The sequence below is a fragment of the Longimicrobium sp. genome (assembly GCA_036377595.1).
Taxonomy (GTDB): Bacteria; Gemmatimonadota; Gemmatimonadetes; order Longimicrobiales; family Longimicrobiaceae; genus Longimicrobium.
The window spans coordinates 36,924-57,554 of the sequence record DASUYB010000056.1; the positions used below are offsets into that span (position 1 = coordinate 36,924).

15 protein-coding genes are annotated in these 20,631 nt (G+C 72.9%); 2 read left to right on the forward strand and 13 right to left on the reverse strand.

The window, feature by feature from the left end; translation table 11 throughout:
- Positions 1-195 precede the first annotated feature (195 nt).
- Together VF092_08330 and VF092_08335 are read left to right on the forward strand one after the other, a co-directional pair.
- Positions 196-855, forward strand: coding sequence for an SCO family protein (locus VF092_08330; GenBank protein HEX6747294.1), 660 nt, complete (start codon positions 196-198; stop codon positions 853-855).
- 136 nt (positions 856-991) lie between these two features.
- Entirely contained in the window at positions 992-1,213 is a 222-nt protein-coding gene (locus VF092_08335) for a hypothetical protein (GenBank protein ID HEX6747295.1), read from the forward strand.
- A gap of 257 nt (positions 1,214-1,470) precedes the next feature.
- Here the strand turns inward: VF092_08335 and VF092_08340 are convergent, their stop codons facing one another.
- The 13 genes from VF092_08340 to VF092_08400 all read right to left on the reverse strand — a co-directional run bounded on the left by VF092_08340 (position 1,471) and on the right by VF092_08400 (position 20,494).
- Positions 1,471-2,094, reverse strand: a complete 624-nt coding sequence (locus VF092_08340; GenBank protein HEX6747296.1) for a L,D-transpeptidase — start codon at positions 2,092-2,094, stop codon at positions 1,471-1,473.
- Positions 2,095-2,359: 265 nt separating this feature from the next.
- Positions 2,360-5,401: a DUF6519 domain-containing protein gene (locus tag VF092_08345; protein ID HEX6747297.1), complete on the reverse strand. Its 3,042-nt coding sequence runs from the start codon at positions 5,399-5,401 to the stop codon at positions 2,360-2,362.
- A gap of 11 nt (positions 5,402-5,412) precedes the next feature.
- Complete coding sequence (locus tag VF092_08350) at positions 5,413-7,566, reverse strand: phage tail protein (GenBank protein HEX6747298.1); 2,154 nt, start codon at positions 7,564-7,566, stop codon at positions 5,413-5,415.
- A complete protein-coding gene (locus tag VF092_08355; protein ID HEX6747299.1) occupies positions 7,563-10,421 on the reverse strand; it encodes a putative baseplate assembly protein in 2,859 nt (952 codons plus the stop codon). Before VF092_08355 ends, VF092_08350 begins: the two co-directional genes overlap by 4 nt.
- Entirely contained in the window at positions 10,418-12,955 is a 2,538-nt protein-coding gene (locus VF092_08360) for a putative baseplate assembly protein (GenBank protein ID HEX6747300.1), read from the reverse strand. The genes VF092_08355 and VF092_08360 overlap by 4 nt, the downstream gene beginning before the upstream one ends.
- 370 nt (positions 12,956-13,325) lie before the next feature.
- The gene (locus tag VF092_08365) at positions 13,326-13,682 is read right to left on the reverse strand and encodes a GPW/gp25 family protein (GenBank protein ID HEX6747301.1); all 357 of its coding nucleotides are present in this window, start codon (positions 13,680-13,682) and stop codon (positions 13,326-13,328) included.
- A gap of 1 nt (position 13,683) precedes the next feature.
- Entirely contained in the window at positions 13,684-14,025 is a 342-nt protein-coding gene (locus tag VF092_08370; GenBank protein ID HEX6747302.1) for a hypothetical protein, read from the reverse strand.
- 404 nt (positions 14,026-14,429) lie between these two features.
- A complete protein-coding gene (locus tag VF092_08375; protein HEX6747303.1) occupies positions 14,430-14,969 on the reverse strand; it encodes a phage baseplate assembly protein V in 540 nt (179 codons plus the stop codon).
- Complete coding sequence (locus VF092_08380) at positions 14,966-16,096, reverse strand: hypothetical protein (GenBank protein HEX6747304.1); 1,131 nt, start codon at positions 16,094-16,096, stop codon at positions 14,966-14,968. The genes VF092_08375 and VF092_08380 overlap by 4 nt, the downstream gene beginning before the upstream one ends.
- Positions 16,089-16,448 (reverse strand): hypothetical protein, encoded by a 360-nt coding sequence (locus tag VF092_08385; protein HEX6747305.1) that lies wholly within the window; start codon positions 16,446-16,448, stop codon positions 16,089-16,091. Before VF092_08385 ends, VF092_08380 begins: the two co-directional genes overlap by 8 nt.
- Complete coding sequence (locus VF092_08390) at positions 16,445-17,104, reverse strand: hypothetical protein (GenBank protein HEX6747306.1); 660 nt, start codon at positions 17,102-17,104, stop codon at positions 16,445-16,447. Before VF092_08390 ends, VF092_08385 begins: the two co-directional genes overlap by 4 nt.
- Positions 17,105-17,264: 160 nt before the next feature.
- The gene (locus VF092_08395) at positions 17,265-20,240 is read right to left on the reverse strand and encodes a DUF4157 domain-containing protein (GenBank protein HEX6747307.1); all 2,976 of its coding nucleotides are present in this window, start codon (positions 20,238-20,240) and stop codon (positions 17,265-17,267) included.
- Positions 20,237-20,494, reverse strand: a complete 258-nt coding sequence (locus VF092_08400) for a hypothetical protein (protein HEX6747308.1) — start codon at positions 20,492-20,494, stop codon at positions 20,237-20,239. Before VF092_08400 ends, VF092_08395 begins: the two co-directional genes overlap by 4 nt.
- Positions 20,495-20,631 lie beyond the last annotated feature (137 nt).

The window sequence follows — 20,631 nt, forward strand, 5'->3', positions numbered from 1 at the left end:
TCAATGGATGTCAGGAAACAATTGCAGGCCGAAGGACCGATCGCGCGCACCACACGATCGCAGGACAACCGCGGCAGCGATGAAGCGTTCCCCACAATGGCGGGCGAGATGGCGATCGATCCTTCGGCCTGTGGAGATCAGGCGCATCGAGCATCAGCGTGGCCGGCCTCACGGCGACGGGAGAGGAGAAAGACGATGATCGGCAAAGCGTGGGTGATCGGGATCGCCGCGATCGCGGCCGTGGCGGGCGGGGCGATGGGGATGGGGACGCGGCCGGACGGCCTGCCGTTCTACACCTCGCGCGACCTGACGCCGCGCTGGATCTCGCCGCGGGCGGCGGAGCGCATCCACCGCATCGCGCCGTTCCGGCTTACGGACCAGGACGGACGCACCATCACCGAGCGCGACGTGGCGGGGAAGGTGTACGTCGCCAGCTTCTTCTTCACCCGCTGCCAGCAGCTCTGCCCCATCCTGGGCAATGGCCTGCGGCGCGTGCAGACGGCCTTCGCGGCGGACAGCGGCGTCGCCATCCTCTCCCACAGCGTGACGCCGGAGATCGACAGCGTCGCCACCCTCAAGCGCTGGGCGGAGATGCGGGGCGTGCGCGGCCGCTGGCATCTGCTCACCGGCGACCGCGCGCAGATCCGGCGCCTGGCCGAAGCGTCGTACTTCGTGGAGCTCTCCGACACCACCGGCAACACGCAGGGCACCCTCGTCCACACCGAGACGCTCGTGCTGGTGGACGGGCGGCGGCGCATCCGCGGCGTGTACGACGGCTCGCTCCCCTACGACGTCGCCCAGCTCATCACCGACATCCGCACGCTGCGGGGGGAGACGGGAACGCACGGACCGTGATCCCCCGCCCGCACCTCGTCACCCGCCACCGCCGCTCGCCCCGCACCGCTTCCCATCTCCCTCGCCCCGGCGCGACGATTCGCGTGCGGCGCGGCACGTGGCGGCGCCGCGACCCACCCGGACGAGGAGTCGGACGATGGCGAATGGCGAATTTCCGTGGCAGCTGAGCCAGCAGAGCGGCGCGTGGCCGTGGCAGCTCGGCGGCTCGAGCAGCACCGCGGCGGGCGAGTGGCCCTGGCAGGGTGGCTGGATCGTCGGCGGGCAGGAGGCGAGGCCGAACGAGTTCCCGTGGCAGGGCGCCGCGATCGTCGGCGGCACGACCGCGCCCGAGGGCCAGTTCCCGTACCAGGTCGGGTGACGGCCGCCGCGTGCGTGGCGCGAAAACCAGTGTCGGCGCTTAGTTCTCCCCGCCCCTGCGAAGCGGGGGAGGGGGCCGGGGGGAGGGGGCCGGCCGCGGCCGCGGGGATGCTCGCGATCAGCACCCCCGTCGCCAGGCGGCTGAGCCGCGGCAACCACTACGGGAAGCCTCGCAAACCGCGCGAGGCTGTCCCAAACGAAGCGCGGGGGCGATGCACACCGGCATCGCCCCCGCTGTTCATCTCCCTTTGCCGCGAATCAGTTCCTGACGCGCAGCAGCACGGGGCGCGGGAGGCGCACCTCGCGCGAGGTGTCGGCCTTGTCGATGGTGTCGTCGTACCACTCCTGGTCGCGGACGGCGCCGCCGTGCACCATCACGATCTTGGCCAGCTCCACCGCGTCGATGTTGCGCATGCGGATGCACCCGTGCGAGCGCGCGTTCCCCAGCGAGCTGGGGAGCTGCGTGCCGTGGATGTACAGGTCGGGCTCGCGGAAGAACATCTTCACCCGCCCCATCGGGTTCCCCCGCGAGTTGGGCGGCTCGAAGTGGTGGTCGCGCGCCCACGCCGACGGCGGCGGCCGCCAGCTCGGGTTCCAGATCATGTGCGAGATCCGGTAGGTGCCCGCTGGGGTGGAATATCCCTCCTGCCCCACCGACACCGGGAAGGTCCGCACCACGTCGCCGTCGCTGATCAGGTACAGCTTGCGGTCCGATAGGTCCACGGTCAGCGAGAAGTTCTTCATCCGCGTGACGGGCACGTTCACCGCCGCCTCGACGGAGGACAGGATCAGCCCCGTGTCGCGCGGGGCGGCCTGCGCGCGCGCCGTGCCCGGCGCCAGCGCGGCGGCCAGCGCGGCGAGTGCGAACCACTTTCGTTGCATGCGTCTCTGCGGTGCGGGTTGTGGAAGACTGCGGGCCTGCCGGAGACCATCCGTACAACCAGGATCGTGCCACCGCGCGGGGAGCGGCCCCCACGGGCGGCGTAGCAGGTTGCGGTGACCGCAATATACTGCATCGCATCGGTTTGGGCGAGGTCCCCGGGATCGCCGAAACGCAGAGGGGCAAGAAAGGGAAAAGGTCCCGCGCATACGCACCGCGGCCGGGGAGACCACGTCTCCCCGGCCGCGGTGGGCGAGGTGCCGGCCGCTACTGGCGGCGGGTCCGCCGGGAGGTGGTGGTCGTGGCTTCCCTCCCGAGCGTGAACCCCTGCGAAAGCGTGCCGACCGGCGAGGAGACTCCGGACACCGTGGACGAGACGACGAGCTCGCGCGTTCCCGACCTGGGCGGCGCGACCCTGGCCTCGAACTGGAAGGTGGTTTCGCCCTCGGGGATGACGATGGTCTCCGGCAGCGACAGGGCCTCGGGGTCCTCGCTGGCCAGCGCCAGGCTCAGCCCGCCCTCGGGCGCCGGCCGGTCGAGGGTGATGGTGCCCAGCGTGGTGCCCGCGGCGGTGAGCTCCCCGGCGCCGAGGGAGAACCCCCAGATCGGCGCCAGCCAGAAGAAGATCTCCAGGCTTCCCCCCCGCACCCCGTTGCCGGTGGGGAACTGGGTGCCCAGCGGAGGCCCGGCGAACAGGTCGCCGTCCAGGTACACGCTCTGGTCGGCACTGCTGCGTACCAGGTTCCCGTACACCGTGAGCCGGGCCGGGATGTACCGCCAGTTGAACTGGCCGTACAGCCCGTTCAGGAAGGCCACCGCGCCGGGGTCCACCGCCCGCCAGCGCAGCGTAGTCCCGTTGGTGAAGACGTTCGCGTTCACGTCGAAGGGCACGTACCCCGAGTCGCTGGCGTAGCCGTAGAAGGACTGCGGCGGGGGCAGGTACACCGTGAGCCGCGCCGCGCGCGACGACGACACGAAGATCGACTGGTCGCAGAGGATGTCGAAGCCGGAGGTGGAGAGGACGTACGGGGGGATCACCGCGTCGTGCCGCACCTGCATCGCCGCCATGCGCACGTCGGTGACCACCACGCGCTGCGTGGGAGCGCCCAGACCGGAGCAGATCTGGTCCAGCGCCGCCTGCACCGTGTTCACGCTCGCGGGCAGGTTGCAGTTGCTGCTCGGCGCGTACCCCACGTCGCCCGCCACCAGCACCCGCGCGTTGAAGCGCACCGTGGTGGGCGACCCCAGCGGCAGGTTGCTTCCCGGCGGCGCCGACGCGAGCACCGCGTTGGCCTGCTGCGACCGGCGCGCGGCGTCGTCGGCCGGCCGCCAGAACGCCTCGGCGATCCCGTTGGCGTCGGTGTTGATGGAGACGGTGGTGTTCCCGGCCGGCACCCCGGCGGAGGTCGCCGCCACCCGCCCGCCGCTCTCCACGTTGAAGGTGACGGTCGCGCCCTGCACCGCGCCGCAGGCGTTGGCCACCGACACGCGCAGCGGCTGCGGGAGCGTGGCCGCCGGCAGCGCCTCCTGCCCGTCGCCGCCGGCGTAGAAGAGGCGGAGGAGCTGCATCTGCCGGTCGAGCGCGGCCTGCACGGTGGTCACCGGCGGCGCGGTGCCCCCGCACACGGTGCGCGGATCGTACGCGACCTGCGACGCGACGCTCACGTTGGCGCCGAAGACGATCGGCAGGCCGACGGGGTTGTTGGCCACGTCGCGCAGCGTGGCGCGAACGCGGTTCACGCCGCTGGTCGGCAGCAGCGACCAGGTGCAGGTGGCCGTGCCGTCGCTCTGGGTGAACGACTCGGCCGTGGTCCCCGCCGCGGCCGAGCCCTGCACGCGCCCGTCGCCGTCCAGCACCTCCCAGAACACGCGCGCGCCGACCACCGGCCATCTCCCGTTCGAGACGCCGACCCGGAGCGGGGAGGGGAGCGCGACACGGGTGCCGACCTGCGCCTGCGTCAGGTTCGGCATCACCTCCTGCCCGTCGCCGCCCAGGTACTCGAAGTCGGTGAGCTCGGTGACGGGCGGGAAGAGGTTGCGGCAGTCGGAGAAGGCGGTGACCACGCCGGCGCCATTCACGTCCACCATCGCCAGCCGCGCCCAGTGGTGCACGATTCCCGCGGGCGGGCGGGCGATGGGGTCGCCGGTGCCGTCCTCGGGCCACTCCACGTCGCCCGTTGTCGTCCGGGCCGGGATGGTCCAGTAGTCGCCCGCGCGGTAGGTGGCGCCGCTGGAAAAGCGGATCTCCACTCCGTCCTGCCCCAGCGGGATCCACGCGCTGGTGGTGATGTTGGCCGCCGCGCCGCCGTCCCACCGCCGCAGCTTGGGATGGAGCGCGAGGTCGAGCGTGGGCGCCGCGTTCAGCCGGATCACGCCGGTAGAGGCGTCGACCGAGACGATCTCGAACATGTCGCCGGGCGTTCCGGCCAGCTCGTCGGCGTCGTCGAGCGCCTCCACGAACTGCCCGGGCGCGAAGGAGAGGAGCGCGTCGCGCCCCACCTCGCCGACCGTGACGTCCTGCCCGTTGACCGCCTGGACGGAGGTGACCACGGCGCCGTTGTCGCGGCTCCACTTGAACGTCGCCGTGCCCACCGCCCCGCCGCGGTGCACCTCCACGCGGTAGAGCTGGTTCTCCAGCCGCGTGTATCCCGCGTCGGCCGACACCACGCAGGGGCCCTGCTGGCTGCTTCCCGCGGCGGCGCGCGCCCGCAGCGTGCCCGTGCTGGGGGCGATCAGCGTCTCGTAGTCCGGCACCGCGGCCAGGCAGCTCGTCCCCGAGGCCACCGGGACGCTCCCGATCTGCCAGACGACGCGCGAGCGGGTGGCGGTGTCGGGGCCGTTCAGCGCCACCTCGCGCAGCAGCGGGTCGTCGAGCCAGGTGAGGTGCCGCTCCCAGACGTGCAGGTAGACGAGGTGCCGTCCCGTGGCCAGCGCGGGGCCGGTCCCCGGCACGTCGGGCTGGTGGCGGAGCGACACGATCTGCTCGTTCTCCACCAGGATGCCGTCGACGTAGTAGCGCCCGGGGCCCAGCAGCACGTCGCCCGTGTACGGCGCGATGATGCCGCGCGCCGTCAGGTCGTTGGTCTCGCCGCTGGAGAGCGAGGCCGCCAGCCGGACGGCGAACGCGGCGGCGTGCAGCGGGCCGCCGCTGGGGCCGATCAGGTCGCCGGCCGTGACGTGCCGCCGGTGCGCGTCGATGTCGGCCTGCTCGTTCCAGTCGGCGTCGAGCAGCACGCGGCCCTGCTGCATCCGCACGCTGGCGAAGTGGCGCTCGGGGCGGAAGGTGGCCCGGGTGAGGTCGCCTTTCATGGGGGATCTCCTCAGGTCGCGAAGAAGAGGCCGGCCTCCAGGCCGACGCGGAGGTGCTCACCCAGCCCGGCGCGCAGGTCGGCGATCCGCTGGGTCTGCTGCAGGAAGTGGAAGGCGCCCATCTCGCCCTCGTCGTCGGCCCCCTCCACGATCACGCGGGGGCACGCGAGGGAGAGCTGCGCGTACGCGGGGTGCCCGTACGTGCGCGAGGTGAACTGCGGCTCCTCGGCGCGCGCGGTGGCGCCCGACGTGGGGCGGCACTCGAAGCGCCGGGGAACGCGGCTCTGCGTGGGCACCCAGGAGTAGCGCACGCACCCGGTCTGCCGCCGCTCCACCGTCACCGTGCGGGCGAAGATGGTGTTGCTGGCCTCGAGGGTGATCGCGCGCGCGCCGCCGAAGATCGTCACCGCGTCCAGCCGCACGTCGGGGCCGCGCAGGCTGGTCAGCTGGTTCTCCCCGTCGACGATGCTGTCCTCCACGGTGAGCGACCGCGCGGCGCCCTGGATGTCGAGGATCCCGGTGATGCTGCGGGTGACCGTCACCGCCAGGCGCGCGTTGCCGGTGTTGCAGGAGATGCCGCCCTCGCCGGGAACCAGGGTGCAGTGCGAGACGCGCAGCATCCCCAGGTTCCCCTGCACCACCGTGATCCCCCCCTCGATCAGCAGCCCGTCGATGGTCAGGCTCCCCGGGTTGGCGCTGTCGTCGGGGTTCACCGCCTGGGGGATGAGGCCGCGCACCTGCACGTCGCCCTGCAGGTGGGGGCGGAGATCCTGGGGCACCAGCCGCCCCGGCGTCCGCGCGCCGCCCTCCTCTTCCGGCTCCGGCCACCCCGCGGCGACGATGAGGAGATGCGACCCCTCGGGAACGTCGATGCGGCCGCCGGCGCCGGTGAGGTTCTCCTCGTAGCTGCGGCTGTCCATGATCGCGATCACGCCGACGGTGCCCGGGCCCTGCGCGTTCCAGGCGGCCACCGCGTCGACCAGCGTCTCGAACAGCACCCCCGGCTCGGCCGACGCGTCCGCCGTCACCCCCGCCTGCCAGGTGACCGGCCGGCCGATCAGCTTCGCCCACGCCTCGACGCTCTCGCGGCGGTCGTACGGGCCCCCGCCCAGGTCGCCCGGGAAGCCGTAGGCGTAGCTCACCTCCAGCGACGCCGGCAGGTCCACGCCCTCGCAGACGGCCAGGCGCCCGAGCGCGGGGTCGATGGAGACGAGCGTGTCGGTGGCGCCCTTCCCCGGCAGCACCGTGGTCTGCTGCGGCGGGCGGCGCCACGGGTCCAGGTTGCACACCATCACCTGCTCGGGGACGAGCAGGTTGCCGTCGAAGAAGACCTGCACCACGGGGTCGTCGCCGAAGTACGTCTCCACCACCTCGGCCCCGGCGGAGAGCGCCGCGCGGCGCGCCTGCAGCTCGTCGTACAGCGCGCGGCGGCGCAGCGGCGCGGGAACGTCCTCCTCGCGGGCCAGGTGGCTGATGGCCGTCTCGGTCCGCGCGCGGTTGAAGAGCGGCGCCTCGCGCCCCACGGGGTGGAAGGTGAAGCCGGCGTCGGCCTCGGCCGTCACCAGCCGCGGGCGCGAGCGGAGCACGGGATAGCTCTGCAGCCGCCAGAGGAACACGCCGATGTCGGGGATGTTGTATCGCCCCCGCCCGTTGTCGATGTGCCGCACCTCGCCCGTGTGCGCCACCTGCTCGAAGGGGCCGTTCACCAGCTCGAGCGACGACGAGTCGCGCAGGCTGGCCGTCCCCCCCATCCCCGGGCGGACGTGGGCGAGATGCTGGGTGCCGGCGAGGAGCTGGAAGTACTCCACCGCGTGCGCCGGCCACCCGGTGACGTCGCGCGCCACCTGCTCCAGCACCGCCGCGGTCCCCTTCCGCCGCCGGTAGCCGATGGTGTTGGCCACCCGCGCGCGCTGGGTGAACGAGCCGCCGGCCGCGTTGCGCAGGCCGCGCACGCCCAGCAGGTCGCCCAGGTAGGGGACGACCCACTCCTGGCAGGTCTCCACGAACCAGTTCTCGTACAGCTGCGCGATGTCGGCCTCGACCGCGGTCAGCTCGGCCTCCATCACGGCCGCCAGCGCACGCAGCGGATATCCCTCGTCCGCGTCGCGCAGGCGGTAGACGGCGGGAAGGAGCGCGTACAGGCGCTCCGTGCCGGTGTCGGTCATGCGGGCACCTCGCGGAGGGTGACGCCGTTGTCGTCCAGCAGCAGGAGCTCGGAGGGAAGGATGGTCGTGCCGGAGAAGCGGGTGGTCTGGGACGACAGGACCTTCGCCGCCGGTAGCGTGGTGCCCGACGAGCCGCCGACCAGGTCCAGCTTGTCGAGGTCGACGGCGACCACGCCGTCCACCGCCTGGATCACGGCGATGACCTCGGCGCCGGTCACGGGCTGCGCGAAGTCGCGCGCGGCGAAGGAGAACGCGTCGCGCAGCGCGGCCTCGGCCGCCTCCAGCACGTCGGCGGCGATGAAGGCGGGATCGACGATCACCGCCGCGTCGAGGGTGAAGGCGCGCGGGGTGTAGCTGTCCACCACCACGCGCTCGCTCCCCTCGCGGTAGGTGTGGATGGCGGCGACGAGGTTGGTGTAGACGTCGCTGTCCGACGCCACCTCGCCCCCCGTCGCCGCGGCGATGGTGATGTGGATCACCTGCCGCTCGCCGCTCCACAGCGCCACCGCGCGCGCCTTGCCGATGCCGGCGAACGCCCGGGCGAAGTCCTCGAAGTCCTTGAGCGAGACGATGCGGCCCAGGGTGAGCACGGTGCGCGGCGCGTTGGCGCGGGCGTCCTCCAGCTCCTCGGGCGCGCCCGCGCCGCTGGCGGCGATGGGGTTGGTGACCTCCTTCAGGCCGAGGGGACGGCTCTGCAGCAGCGTCAGCGTCCCCTCGCCCACCTCGCCGTCGGGGCCGATCCCCGTCCGGTACGTCGCGGTGACGTTGGCCGAGCCGGTGGGAAGGCGCGCGCCGCGGATCCCGTCGCCGAACATCACCGTGGCGGTGCCGTCGTCGGCGTGGCGGACGGTGTAGACCTCGTCCTGCGGGCCACTCTCGTTGAAGGCGTCGACCTCGGTCCACAGCAGGTCGTTCACCCGCACCTCGAGCGTGGTCTGCACCCCCGTCGCCGTCGCGGCGGAGACGTAGGTGAGCGGCGGGCGCTTGAGGGTGAACTGCTGGTTGGCCTGCGAGCCGTCGCCGCTGCCCAGGACCTCGCTCACCGTCTCGCCGTGCGTGGCCATGGCGACGTTGGCCCAGATGCGCACGGAGCCGCGGTCGTACCAGCGCTGCATCCCCGTGCCCTCCAGCCGCAGCGTGGTGCGCACCCCGTCGTCCGTGGCCTCGGCGAGCGCGACCACCTCGCTCAGCAGCTCGTCGTCCGCGGCCGCGTCCTCCTCGGCGATGCGGCCGGAGGCGTCCGTGACGGTGCCCTCCACGCCGAAGCGGTTCACCAGGCTCCAGGTGACCGCGCCGGCGGTGGACGTGGACGAAGGCGCCGTCATCCACAGCACCTCGCCGGGGTTGAGCTTCGTGGCCGTCCCGTCCGCCGACGTCATCACCAGCCCCTTCGCGAGGCCGTCCACCCGCGCGCGGCGGCGCTGCCCGGAGACGATCAGCGTGCGCGCGGCGGTGAGCCCGTCGACCAGCTCCTCCAGCTCCACCGTCGTCCCCCCGACCAGCGAGGTGTCGGGCGCCTCGGTCAGCCGCAGCTCCTCGCTCTGCAGGAAGACCACGGTCTCGCGGCGCGGGAACCAGGAGAGGTGCTCCATCGCGTCCAGCGTCAGCCGCGTCACCTTCGCGGTGAGCGTGAAGTCGGTGCGCGACGCGGGGACCGCGGTGGCGACGCGGTAGAGCTCGGTGTAGTTGCTCTTGGAGAGGACGATCCAGCTCCCGGGGACGACCCTGGGATAGGCGGCGTCGAGGTCCACCACGTTGTCGGCGCCCTCGGCCTCGAAGCCGGGCCACTCCGTCAGCGAGCCGGAGTAGGCGCCGGTGGCGGTGTTCAGGTCGGAGGCGGACGGATCGAACTCGGCCTTGATGACGCCCGGCATCGCGCGCCAGTCGGGCGCGTTGAAGCCGAAGAACGAGCCGCGGGCGCGGAAGGCGTAGACCTTGGGATCGTCCGCCGGCTCCACTCGGCGGGTGCCGGACCTGAAGCCCAGCCCCTCCGTCCACGTCACCTTCGTCTTCCCCGCGGAGAGATCGGGCGGGGAAGTCGGCGTGGGCGTGGCGGGATAGGTCTCCACCGCGGCCACGAAGCGGAAGTCCCAGTTCTCGCTCCCGCCGTATCTCTCGCGCTCCCTGCCGACGAGGAGGAGCGCGTCACCCACCTGCAGCCCGGTGGCGATCCCGTCGAGCCAGAGCGCCGTCTCGCCCAGCTCCAGCCCCTGCGTCTTCGTGGCGCGCGCGTGGAGGAGGTTCCACTCGGGGCGCGCCTCGATGGTCTCCACCGTCTCGAAGGTCTGCGCCGTCTCGCCGGGGCCGGGCACGCTCTGCACCTTCAGCCCCTCCGCCAGCTCCACGACGGCGGGGACGGGGGAGGCGGAGGTCAGCGGCGCGACCGTGGCGCTCTCGAGCGTGAAGGCCAGCTCGGTGGACGCGGCCACGCCGGGGTTCAGCTCGTAGCCGATGGTGCGCGCCAGCTCCAGGATCGACCGCCGCTCCGTGGCCGTGCGGAGGAAGCCCTCGTTCGCGACGCGCTCCTGGTAGAAGGTGAGCACGTCGGCCGTGGTCGCCCACGCGTCGAGCAGCGCGATGGCGGGGTCGTCGGCCGCGCGGGTGGTGAGGCGGGAGAGGGGGCGCAGCTCCTCGCCCGTGTCGGAGGTGACCGCCTGCGAGACGAGGCGGCGAAGCATCCGCTCGAGGAAGACGGGCTGCGTGCCGATGCGGTACGCCAGCGCGGGGAGCCCGGGCGGGTTGTCGATCGCCGTCGCGGTCTGCCCGCCCGACGCCGCGTCGGTGGCGTCGCCGCAGCAGCCGCAGGTGTCCAGGGCGGCGCCGCAGTCGGCGGCGCGAGGGTCGGCGTCGCTCACAGGCCACCCTCCATCTTGAAGTCGATCTTCCCGTTCTCGGGAAGGCTGGGGTCGTTGTCGAGCCGCGCGATCTCCAGCCGGTCGAGGGTGATGGCGCCCGCGGCCAGCTCGCCGCGCGCGGGCTGCCCCCAGCGGCGGAAGGTGGTCGGCTGCACGAACGACACGCCCGGCACCGCCATGGCCGCGGCGATCAGGCGGCTGAGGTACACGGGCTGCCCGAAGGTCAGGTTGTCGGGATGGAAGAAGGCGCGCTGCCCGTCGGCCGTCGTGCCGCTGCCGAACACCTCGAGCAGGGCGCGCTTCACGTCGCTGCGGAAGAAGCCGGGCTTCACGCAGACGGAGAGGACCACGTCGAGGGGGACGAAGCGCGGCGAGTCGATCTCCAGGTCGTGCCCGGCCAGGCGGAAGGGCTCCATGAAGCCGCGCATCTCCTCGCGGAAGGCGTCGTCCACCTCGCACCCGCCGCGGCGGTCGATGCTCACGAACATGGTGTACCAGCTCCCCGTCCATCTCCTGGTCGCCGCCGCGCGCTGCACCTCGGGATGACGCTGGGCCACCTCGGCGTAGTCGGCCTCGGTGACGGCGCGCTCCTGCCGCAGGAAGGCGGTCGGCGCGTACTTCCGCACGTCGGCCAGCGGCTCCGGGTCCTCGCCGCCGGAGGCGGGAAGGGGGTTGCGGACGCGCAGCACGCCGTCGGGCGCATCCACGAGCCGGGTGATGGCCTCGGCGCCCACGTTCCCCGCGCGCCCGTTCCCCACGCGGTAGGTGGCGAAGAAGCCCTCGACGGGGAGGCGGCCGGAGACGCCGTCGCCGAAGCGGAGGAACGTGGTCCCATCTTCCTCCGACTCGACCACGAACTCGGTGGCGAAGCGGTCGCTGGCCAGCAGGTCCGGCCGCGGCTCCCACGTCGATCCCGGCGTCTCGGCGGAGACCAGGGTGATGCGGGGGCGCACGTCGCCCATCTCCCACTGCAGGGCGGAGATGGCGGGCTGCGCGGGGTCGACGGCCACGGAGTGCCCCGCCGCGTCGGTGAAGCGCGCCTGCCGGGTCAGCGGCGCCAGCTGCAGCCGGGGGCGATACGGCCCGCCGGCGGGAAGGTCTTCCAGCTCCTCCGCCTCGACGGTGCGCCCGTGGTCGGCGAGCACGACGTTGCCGCGCGCGACGGAGACGGGGAAGACGAGGTCGGGGTCGTCGAAGTCGGCCACCTCCCACAGGCAGAGCGGGAAGGGGAGCGCGTCCTGCTGGTCCCAGCTCACCTCCAGCACCCGCAGCGGCTGGTCGGGGTCGCCCTCGTTGTCGCCCGGCTCGGTGTAGAGCGGATCGACGGTCTCGACGACGGAGGTGAGGCGGACGGCGTGGCGGTGGAGCGGATCGGCGTCGGCCTCGGCGCGGGTGTCGGGAGAGCGCACCTCCTCGAGGACCAGGACGTCGCCGCGCTGGAGATCCACCAGCCCGCCGTCGTTTCTCCGCAGCAGCGTCGCGCGGGTGGCGCCCTTGGGGAGGCAGCAGCGGTCGTCGCCCCAGGTGTGCAGCCGGATGCGCGAGTGCGCGGCGCGCAGGGTCACGTTGTGCAGCGTCTCGAACACCAGCGCGCCCGCGTCCTCGGCCGTGCGCGCCGGGTCCTCGCCGGTGACGTCGGTGGTGAGCGGGGTCGACGCCTCGGTCAGCAGCTGCGTCCCCGCGCCGAGGATGGCGCCGTCGGCGCCGCCGCCGGGCTCTACCTCGAAGGTCACCCAGGCGCGCGCGTTGGACCCGTCGTGCATGAAGTAGTCGACCAGCCGCGCGTGCCGGCGCACCGAGACGCGCCGCCGCGCCGTCCCCAGGTAGGCTTCCGTGGCGACGGCGTCCTGGTAGTAGCTCAGGTGGTCGGCCGCGTAGGCCAGCACCTCGACCAGCGCGATCCCCAGGTCGGCCGTGTTGCGCTCCGTCCACCCCGGCATGGTGACGGCCATGCGGTCCATCATCAGGCGCCGGAACGAGGCGTAGTCCTTGGCCAGGTAGTCGATGGGCGGCGGGGCGGCGGCCGGCTCGGCGCAGCGGTCGTCGGTCTGGCAGTCGAACTCGCTGGGGCACTCGACCTTGAACGAGAACCGCACCTCGCTGAGCTGGGGATCGAACCCCTCGGGCGGGAGGTCGGCCGAGCCGGGGCCCGAGTCGACCAGCCGCAGCGTGTAGGTGGAGAAGTCGCCCGCGCGATCGGTACGGACGATGAGCACGCGCGTGGGATCGTCGAGCTCGTCGATGAGGTTCTGGAGAAGGTTCTTCTCCTGCACGCTGGGCTGCCCCGCGTCGACGGCCGAGGCGGGGAAGGCCCAGGAGACGCCCACGCCCTTCACCCGCACGCCGCCTTCGATGCGCACGTTGGCGGCGGTGAGCGCGGTGCAGTCGAGGAAGGTGTGCACCAGCAGCGTCTGCTGGCGCGGGGGCACGCTCTGCTGGTCGACCACCTCGAGGAAGTCGATCCCGTTCAGCGTGCCGTCCTGGCGCACCAGGGCGCGGCGGGTTTCGCTGGGGCAGTAGAGCTGGCTTTTCATCTCCCTTCGCCCGTTCGCGGAAACGGAGGGTGGTTTCGGCCGCGGCGCCGCGGATATGTCCGTGCGACGGCAGCCTCAACGCGCGCGTTCATCGACAAACCGGTCGGGACTTCTGACGGCGTGGGGCCCGTCTGCCTTCCCCGGGCTCTCTCCCGGCGGGGCCCTCTCCCGGTGGGGCCCTCTCCCTGCCGCGGGCCCTCTCCCTGCCGCTTCGCGGCTGTCCCTCCCCCAAAACCGACTGGGGGAGGGACGGGCTCGCTGCGCTCGTGGCGCGCGGGGGAGAGCCCGTCTACCTATGACCCAGCATCCTCCGACCACCAACTCAGCACTCAGCACTCAGCACTCAGCACTCAGCACTCAGCACTTCCCGTCACGCCTCGCGGCTGAACGTCGCCTGCGTGCGCTCGTCGGTGCGGCGGATGGTGTACTGCACGGTCACCTCGATGCGGCCGTCGCCGGCGTCGACCTGGACGCCCTCGACCTGGATCAGGTCGCCGAGCCACTGCTGCAGCGCGCCCTGCACGAGGAACTGCGTCGTCGCCGCCAGCTCGGTGCTGACCGGGGCGAACACCAGCTGCAGCAGGCCGCAGCCGAAGTCGGGACGATTCACCCGCTCGCCGGGGGTGGTGAACAGCACCTGCTCGATCAGGTCGCGGACGTGGTCGTCGGCGGTGGTGCCGCCGGTGCGCCCGCGGTTGTCGGTGTGGAACGGGAAGTCGATGTTCATCTCACATCCCCGTGACGCGCGGCTGCACGGCCGCGACGGTCGGCGGCCCCTGCGGAATGCCCTCGGCGCTGAAGCACATCCCGGCGCTGGCCTGGAGGATCACCGGCGCGCCCGCCATCACCCGCGCGGCCGGGGTGATCCACTGCACGCGGATGCACGGCTGCGGCTTGGTCCCCGCGCCCACGGGGATCTGGAACGGGCACCCGGCGACCGGATACGAGTCCGACATCGTGGCCACGGGCGTCCCGTTCACCATCACGCGCGGGCTCCCGGGCACCACCTGCACGCTCCCCCCGTGCGGGCACATGATCGTCGCCCCGACGTGCACCAGCGGTCCCGGCATCTCGATCCTCCTTGACTCGATTCCACCTTCCCTCTACCGCGCGGACTCCCCGCGGGACCCTCCCCCCGCGGCTGGGGCCGCGTACCCCCTCCCGATAACCGGAGGGGGTAACTTCGCGCGCGCGGCGCGACTGTCTGCGCCCCCCCACCTCGCGTGCGACGCAATCGCTCCCACCTGTCTCGCGCTCCGCGCCGCCTCCGCCGCCGCGCTGAGTTCTCCCCTCCCCTGCGTAGCGGGGGAGGGGCCGGGGGAGGGGGCCACCCGCGGCCGCGCCGATCCCCGCCACCCGCACCGCCGCCAGACCCGTCGCTGAGGTCTCCCCCCTCTCCTGCTGTCGGGAGAGGGGGGCTGGGGGGTGAGGGTCCCGGCGGCCCGCGCCGGCCTCTCCCCCGCTTCCCCGACCGTCAGGTCACCACCAGCGCCCCCTGGTTCACCGTCACCGTAGGCCCGGCCATCACGATGCTGGCGCCCTGGCCGTTGGAGATGATGATCCCCGTCTGGCTGATGGAGATCATCGCCCCGGTGTTGGTCTTCAGCAGGATGCCGCCGGCCGCGCCGGGGACGTCGCTGATCATCAGGGTGTTCTGCGCCTGCGTCTGCAGCACGATGCTGGGCACGCCGGGCGGCGACGCCAGCGCCAGCGCCGGCGGCTCGGCGGCCGAGCCCCACCAGCATCCGCTCCAGATGGGATAGTCGGGGTCGCCCTGCTCGTACTCGATCCACACCCCGGTGCCGATCTGCGGCAGCACCCACATCCCGTACTGCTTGCCGGTGATGGGCACGCACGCCATCGCCCAGCTGCTGGGGATGGGGCCGGTGACGTCGGGGACCATCGCCTGGATCCGCCCCTGCTGCAGCGGGTCCACGTTGTTGATCACCGTGCCCCGGTACTTGCCATAGAAGCGCTTCGTCCCGGTCATGGCCCCGATCATGTTCCCGATCATGCGGGCACTTTGGGAAGGGTGGACACCAGCCCGTTGCGAGCCAGGGTGAAGTCCTGCTTGTACTCGCCGCGCTGGATGGTGTGGGTCACGCTCTTCACGTAGTACAGCCCGTCGAACGGCGTCCCCGCCCCCCGGACCCCGACCAGCCCCCGCGCCTTCAGCACCCGCCCGTAGCGTGCGACGTCGAGCGAGCCGCTCCCGAACACCGCGTCGGCGCTCTTCGCCGCCTTGGCCAGTCCGATCAGCGCCGAGCGGATGGGGCCCAGCTTGGCCGTGCCGTCGATGATGTAGAACTTCTTGGGGATCGGCGGCACCGCGCCCAGCGGCGGGGAGAGCGGCGTGATGTCGGGGATGGGGATGGGGATCAGCGCCTTGCTGCGCGGCTCCTGGATCAGCAGGATCGGCAGCTCCTTGCTTTCCGTGTCGAAGCGGAAGCTCAGCCGCTCCACGTTGGTGTGCGCGTCCATGTCCACGTTCAGCGCCGGCTGCGGGATGCCGATGCGGATCTCCGGCCCCCAGTAGGCGATGCTCGTTCCCACCGCCGGGCCGGGGGAGACGTAGAAGGCGTAGCCCACCTCGTCGGCCAGCGCGGTCACGTACTCCAGGTCCGTCCCCTCCTGCGTGGGGATGCGGTCCACGGGGATGGGGATGTCGATCAGCACGCTGGGGATCACCGCGGGGATGACGCCGAACGCCATGTACTTGGCCAGGATGATGGCCACCCGCGCCTCGGGGGGCATGGCCGGGTACAGCATCCCGCTGAAGACGAAGTAGTTCATCACCGCCGTCAGGTCCTTCCCCTTGATGGTCAGCGTCGACGGGCCGCCGCTCTCGCCGGGCGAGAGCTCGTGGTTCGTCATCACCCCGTCCATCAGCACCTCGGGCGTGCCGTTCACCGTCACCACGATCACCACGCGCACGAGGGGGATCCCCGCGCCGCCGGAAAGGAGGAAGAGCGTCTGCAGCGGCGAGCGCTTGCTCAGCGAGAAGGTCAGCTCGAAGCCGCTGGCCTGCTCGTCGGTGCTGGTCATCACCGTCACCCGCACCAGCGCGTCGAGCACCGCCTGGGAGACGGGGACGGGCACGGCGGGGCCGATCATCAGCGACAGGCGGACGGGGCTAGCCATTCAGCCCCCCCGGCAGCCCCTCGGGCAGGGTGATGCGCAGCGTCCGCCCCTCCTCCTCCAGCTCGTCGGGGCGCATCGCGGCGTTCGCGTCGCACAGGCGCCAGAACTGCTCGGGGTCGCCCAGGAAGCGCGCGGTCAGCTGGTCCAGCCGCTCGCCCTGGCGGACCACGTGCTCCTGCAGCAGCGCGAAGCGGTCCGACGGGGGGACGAAGCGGCGGCGCAGATAGGCGACCGTCCTGCCGTCCGTCGTCGTATACGTCGCCGTCTCCACCCCCGAATACCGGCTCGTCGACGGGAAGCGGCTGGCGGTGCCGGCCAGCGCCAGCAGCGCGCGTACGGGGTCGCTGCTCACGGGATCCCTCCGATCCCCAATGCGCCGAAGGCACCGCCCGCCTTGGCCGCGAGCTGCTCCTTCTGCTGCTGGTAGGCCATGTACAGGCTTCCGCCCTTGTGGCTGAAGCCCAGGTCGTTCACGCTCAGCACCCGCATGGAGAGCGAAACCTTCGCGCGGATCGGGTTGAGCGTGGGGTCGAACGCCTCCTCGGTGATGCTGAACTCCGTCAGGCGGACGGGGAGGACGCGCGTCTTGCTCCAGACGAAGAGGGAGAGCGGCGCCTCGACGGGGAGGATCTCCAGCGTCCCCGACTGGGCCAGGCGGTTGTTCTCGATCAGCGTGGCGCTCGCGGGATAGACGATGGTCTCCAGCGCGGCCAGCTGGGGATGGATGCCGAGCTGCACCGCGGTGGGATTGCGGTCGGGGAACTCGAGCTGGTCGGTCGCGTCGATCTCGGCCTCGAGGGAGATGGTCTCCACCGGCGGGGCCTTGATGCGCAGCGCCTCGGTGCGGTCGGCGCTGGGCTCGGCGCCGGTCGCCTGCGGCGCCAGGCGGCGGGTGAGGGTGTCGGGGTTGTACTGCAGCACGACGATGCGCAGCACCGCCGACGTCTCCGGGTCGATCAGCACGATCCCGCCCTTCAGCAGGCGGGGCGAGTTGGGAAAGGTGGTCATCGGCCCGAGCCCGGGTTCCCGGTGCGCCGGCGCCCGTCGCGGGCGTGCGGCGTGATGTGAAGCCTGGTGGTCACGTCGTCTTCATCCTCTTCCACGAGATCCCTCCGCGTCGCGAGGGACGTCTCCCTGTCCCCTGTCCCCTGTCCCCTGTCCCCTCTCGTCACTTCGCGCCGGCGGGCCTGAGCTCCGGGAACTGGATGGGCGCGCCCACCGGGATCGTCTCCCGCAGCTCCGTGCCGTCCTCCAGCGTGCGGGTCAGCACCTTTTCCTTCAGCACCTCGAAGGCGAGCGGATCGGTCCCGACCACCTTCACGCTGAGCTTCACGTTCGTGGGCGGGAAGCCGGGGATCCCCTCGAAGTTCACGGTGATGGTAGTCACCATTCCCTGGGTGAAGGCGTGCCCCTGGCGGATCTCCCGGGAGACCGCGGAGATCTTCACCGTGGTCGACGAAACCTTCGACGCCTCCTCGCCCTCGGAGAGCGGGCGGACGGTGACCGCTCCGCCCGGGGGTGGGGTGGTGCCGGGGAGCTCGCCCGTGCCGGCGCCGCCCTGGTCCTTCTTCGCGCCGCTCGTCGCGCCCTTTCCCTTCCCCGGCTGGTCGCCGCCGGCGGCTGGTTTCTGCCCCGCGGCCGGATTCTGCCCGCCCCCCTCGGCCGTGGTGGAGGTGGCGGCCGTCGTGGAGGTGTCGGCGGCCGTGGTGGAGGTGTCGGCCGTCGCGGTGGAGGTGTCCGTGGGCGCGGCGTCGGGAGCGGTTGCCGTGTCGGGCGCGCGCTTGAGCGCCTCGGCCATCGAGCTGGCCAGCTCCTCGGGGGTCGCGTCCGGCGCGGGGCTCCACCCGGCGGCGGCCAGCCTCTGCAGCTCGTCGGCGGACAGCCTGGCGGTGTTGTCCAGCAGCCCCTGCACCCACTCGGGGCCGGCGACGCGCAGGACCCCGTCGGGCTGCCTTGCGGCCACCTTCTGCAGGAAGTCGAGCTGCGCGGGGGTGGCCGTCCGCAGCACTGCGTCGATCCGGGCGGCGTCCTCGAAGGCCTGGCGCAGCTCGGCCTGCTGCTCGGCCTCGCGGCGGAAGCGCCCGCGCAGCGCCCCCTCGCCACCCTCTCCCTCGCCCTCCTCCCGCTTCCCGCGCCGTCCCCCGCGCGTACCCTCCCCACCCTCGCCGCCGTCGCCGCCCTCGCCGCCGCCGCGCCGCTGGCCGCGCCCACGGCCGCCGCCGGAGACGCCCGCGTCGTCCGGCTCGCCGCCCTCGGCCTGCTCGCCGCCGGGAACGCCGGCATCGCCGCCTTCCTCGCCCTGGACGCCGCCGTCCTGCCCGCCGGCGGACACTCCTGTCTGGTCCTTCGCGTCGCCCTGGGTGATCTGTCCGGCCGCGCCGCCCGTCACCCCCTCCACGTCTCCCTCGGCGATCACGCCGGCGGCACCGCCGGTGACGTCCTTCGCGCTCCCCTTCGAAGCCGTGGCCACCGAGCCCCCGGTGACGCCCTCGGCCGTGCCCAGGCTGCCGCTCAGCCCGGTGGCGCCCTGCGAGTCGGTGACCATCCCGCCGCTGGCGGACAGCGTGCTCACCCCCTGCGCGTTCACCGCCACGCCGCCGCTGACGGTGGCGGCCGAGGCGCCGCCGGAGCCCACGGCCACGCCCCCGCTGACGGTGGCGAACGACTTCCCCTCGCCCACCGAGATGCCGACGGCCACGTTCCCCGAGCCCGAGCCGCCGAAGCCGATCCCCAGCCCGAAGTTCCGTCCCCCCGACGGCCCGCCCTTCTCCTTCTGCTTCTGCTTCTCTTTCTGCTTCTCCTTTTCCTTCTTCCTGCGCTTCCGGGGGATCTTGACCACGCGGTACTGGAGGACGCCGGGGCGTTTGGCGAAGTCGGTGACGCCGAAGCAGATCTCCTCGGTGGTGTTCAGCGGGCTGGTCAGGGGGAGAGGCGTGTTGAAGTGGGGCCCCACGGTCCAGGGGAAGCGGGTGATGCGGGTGAGCAGCGCGGCGTCGGCGGTAAGCTTGGCCACGTGGCCGCTCGACTGCCCCTCGGTGGTCACGTCGTACAGCTCGCGCGCGGTGATGTCGATGATGTCCGGCCGCAGGAAGGCGAACACCAGCTGGCTGGTCTCCTCGGACCCCGCGATCTCGCCCAGCGACCCCATCCCCCCCTCGCCGCCGCCCTCGCCGAAGAGCCCTTCGAGGAACTCGTCCTCGGACCCGCCCGGCGCGGGCGCCTTCTCTCCCCGCCCGCCGGGGACGCGCCGCTTCTGCCCGCCACCCTTGCCCGTCATGAACCCCGTCTTCATCCGCCTCACGATGGTGGCCTCGGGCTCGGTGGCGGGGGTAAGGAACTCGAAGGGGTTGGTGTTGGTGGCGATGAGGTGCCCCTTGTGCACGCCGGCGTTGGCGTGGTGGAGCACCCCCTCGAACTCGGCGGCCGCCCACTGGAACATCTTCGTCGCGGGCACGCGCCGTCCCGTGCAGGTGCCCCAGGGCACGCGGCGGAGGAGGAGCCCGCCGCCCGCGCGCCGCACCGAGGCGCGCCCACCCGCCATCACCGCGTCGGCCGCGCGGTCCGCTTCCGTCTCGGCGGGGGTTTGCGCGGGGCCGACTTCCAGGGCCGGCTGCACGGCGCCGGCGCCCTCGCCGCGGTCGCCGCCCTGCTGCACCACGTGGGCGAGCTCGTGGGCCAGCAGGCGCAGCCCCGGCCGGGTGCGGGGGCGGTACTCGCCCGCAGCGAACACCACGTCGCGCCCCACGGTGTACGCCCGCGCCCCGACGGCCTGGGCGCCGGACGCGGCGCGGGGGCCGTCGTGCACGCGCACCTGCGCGAACGAGTGCCCGAAGCGCTCCTCCATGGCCAGGCGCGTGGCCGGGTCGAGCGGCCGGCCGGCGCCGCGCAGCGTCTCGTGCACGCTGGCGGGTGCCATCCCGCTGGCCGGCCCGCCGCCGCTCTCCTGGCGCTGCAGCCGCTTGCGGCGGCACTCCTCGCACTCGCCGTCAGGCCCCGCCGAGCCGCCGCAGGCGCAGGCGCGCTGCAGCACCCGGTCGCCCGGCGCGGGAGACGCCGGCTTGCGCTGCACCAGCCACTCACCCGGCTGGAGAGCGGCGGATGCGGCGGGGCGCGCGGCGAGCCGGGGCGCGGCGGCGGCCGTCATCCCCACACCCCGCGGTAGACGGCGCGCGCCACCTCGCGGCCTACGGTGCGCGGCGGCGCGTCGGCGGCCACGCTCACGCGCGGCGCATCCACTCGCGGCACGGCGGACGGTCCCGCCGGCGCGGAGACGTCGCCCGCGGCGATCAGCCGCCGCAGCTCCGCCCGGAACGCCGCGCCGATGCGCCGCTGCTGCCCGGCCGGGAACCCGTCGAGCACCAGCGAGTCGATGGAGACGTCGATGCGCGAAGGCTTCATCCCCACCCCCGATTCTCAGGGTGAGAGATGGAGATCTCAGCCGATGTCATCCTGAGGGCGGCGCCGCACCGCCCCGTCGTCCGCGCCGAATCCCGGCGCCGACCGAAGGATCTACTCGCCGCGGAGAGAGGCCTGCC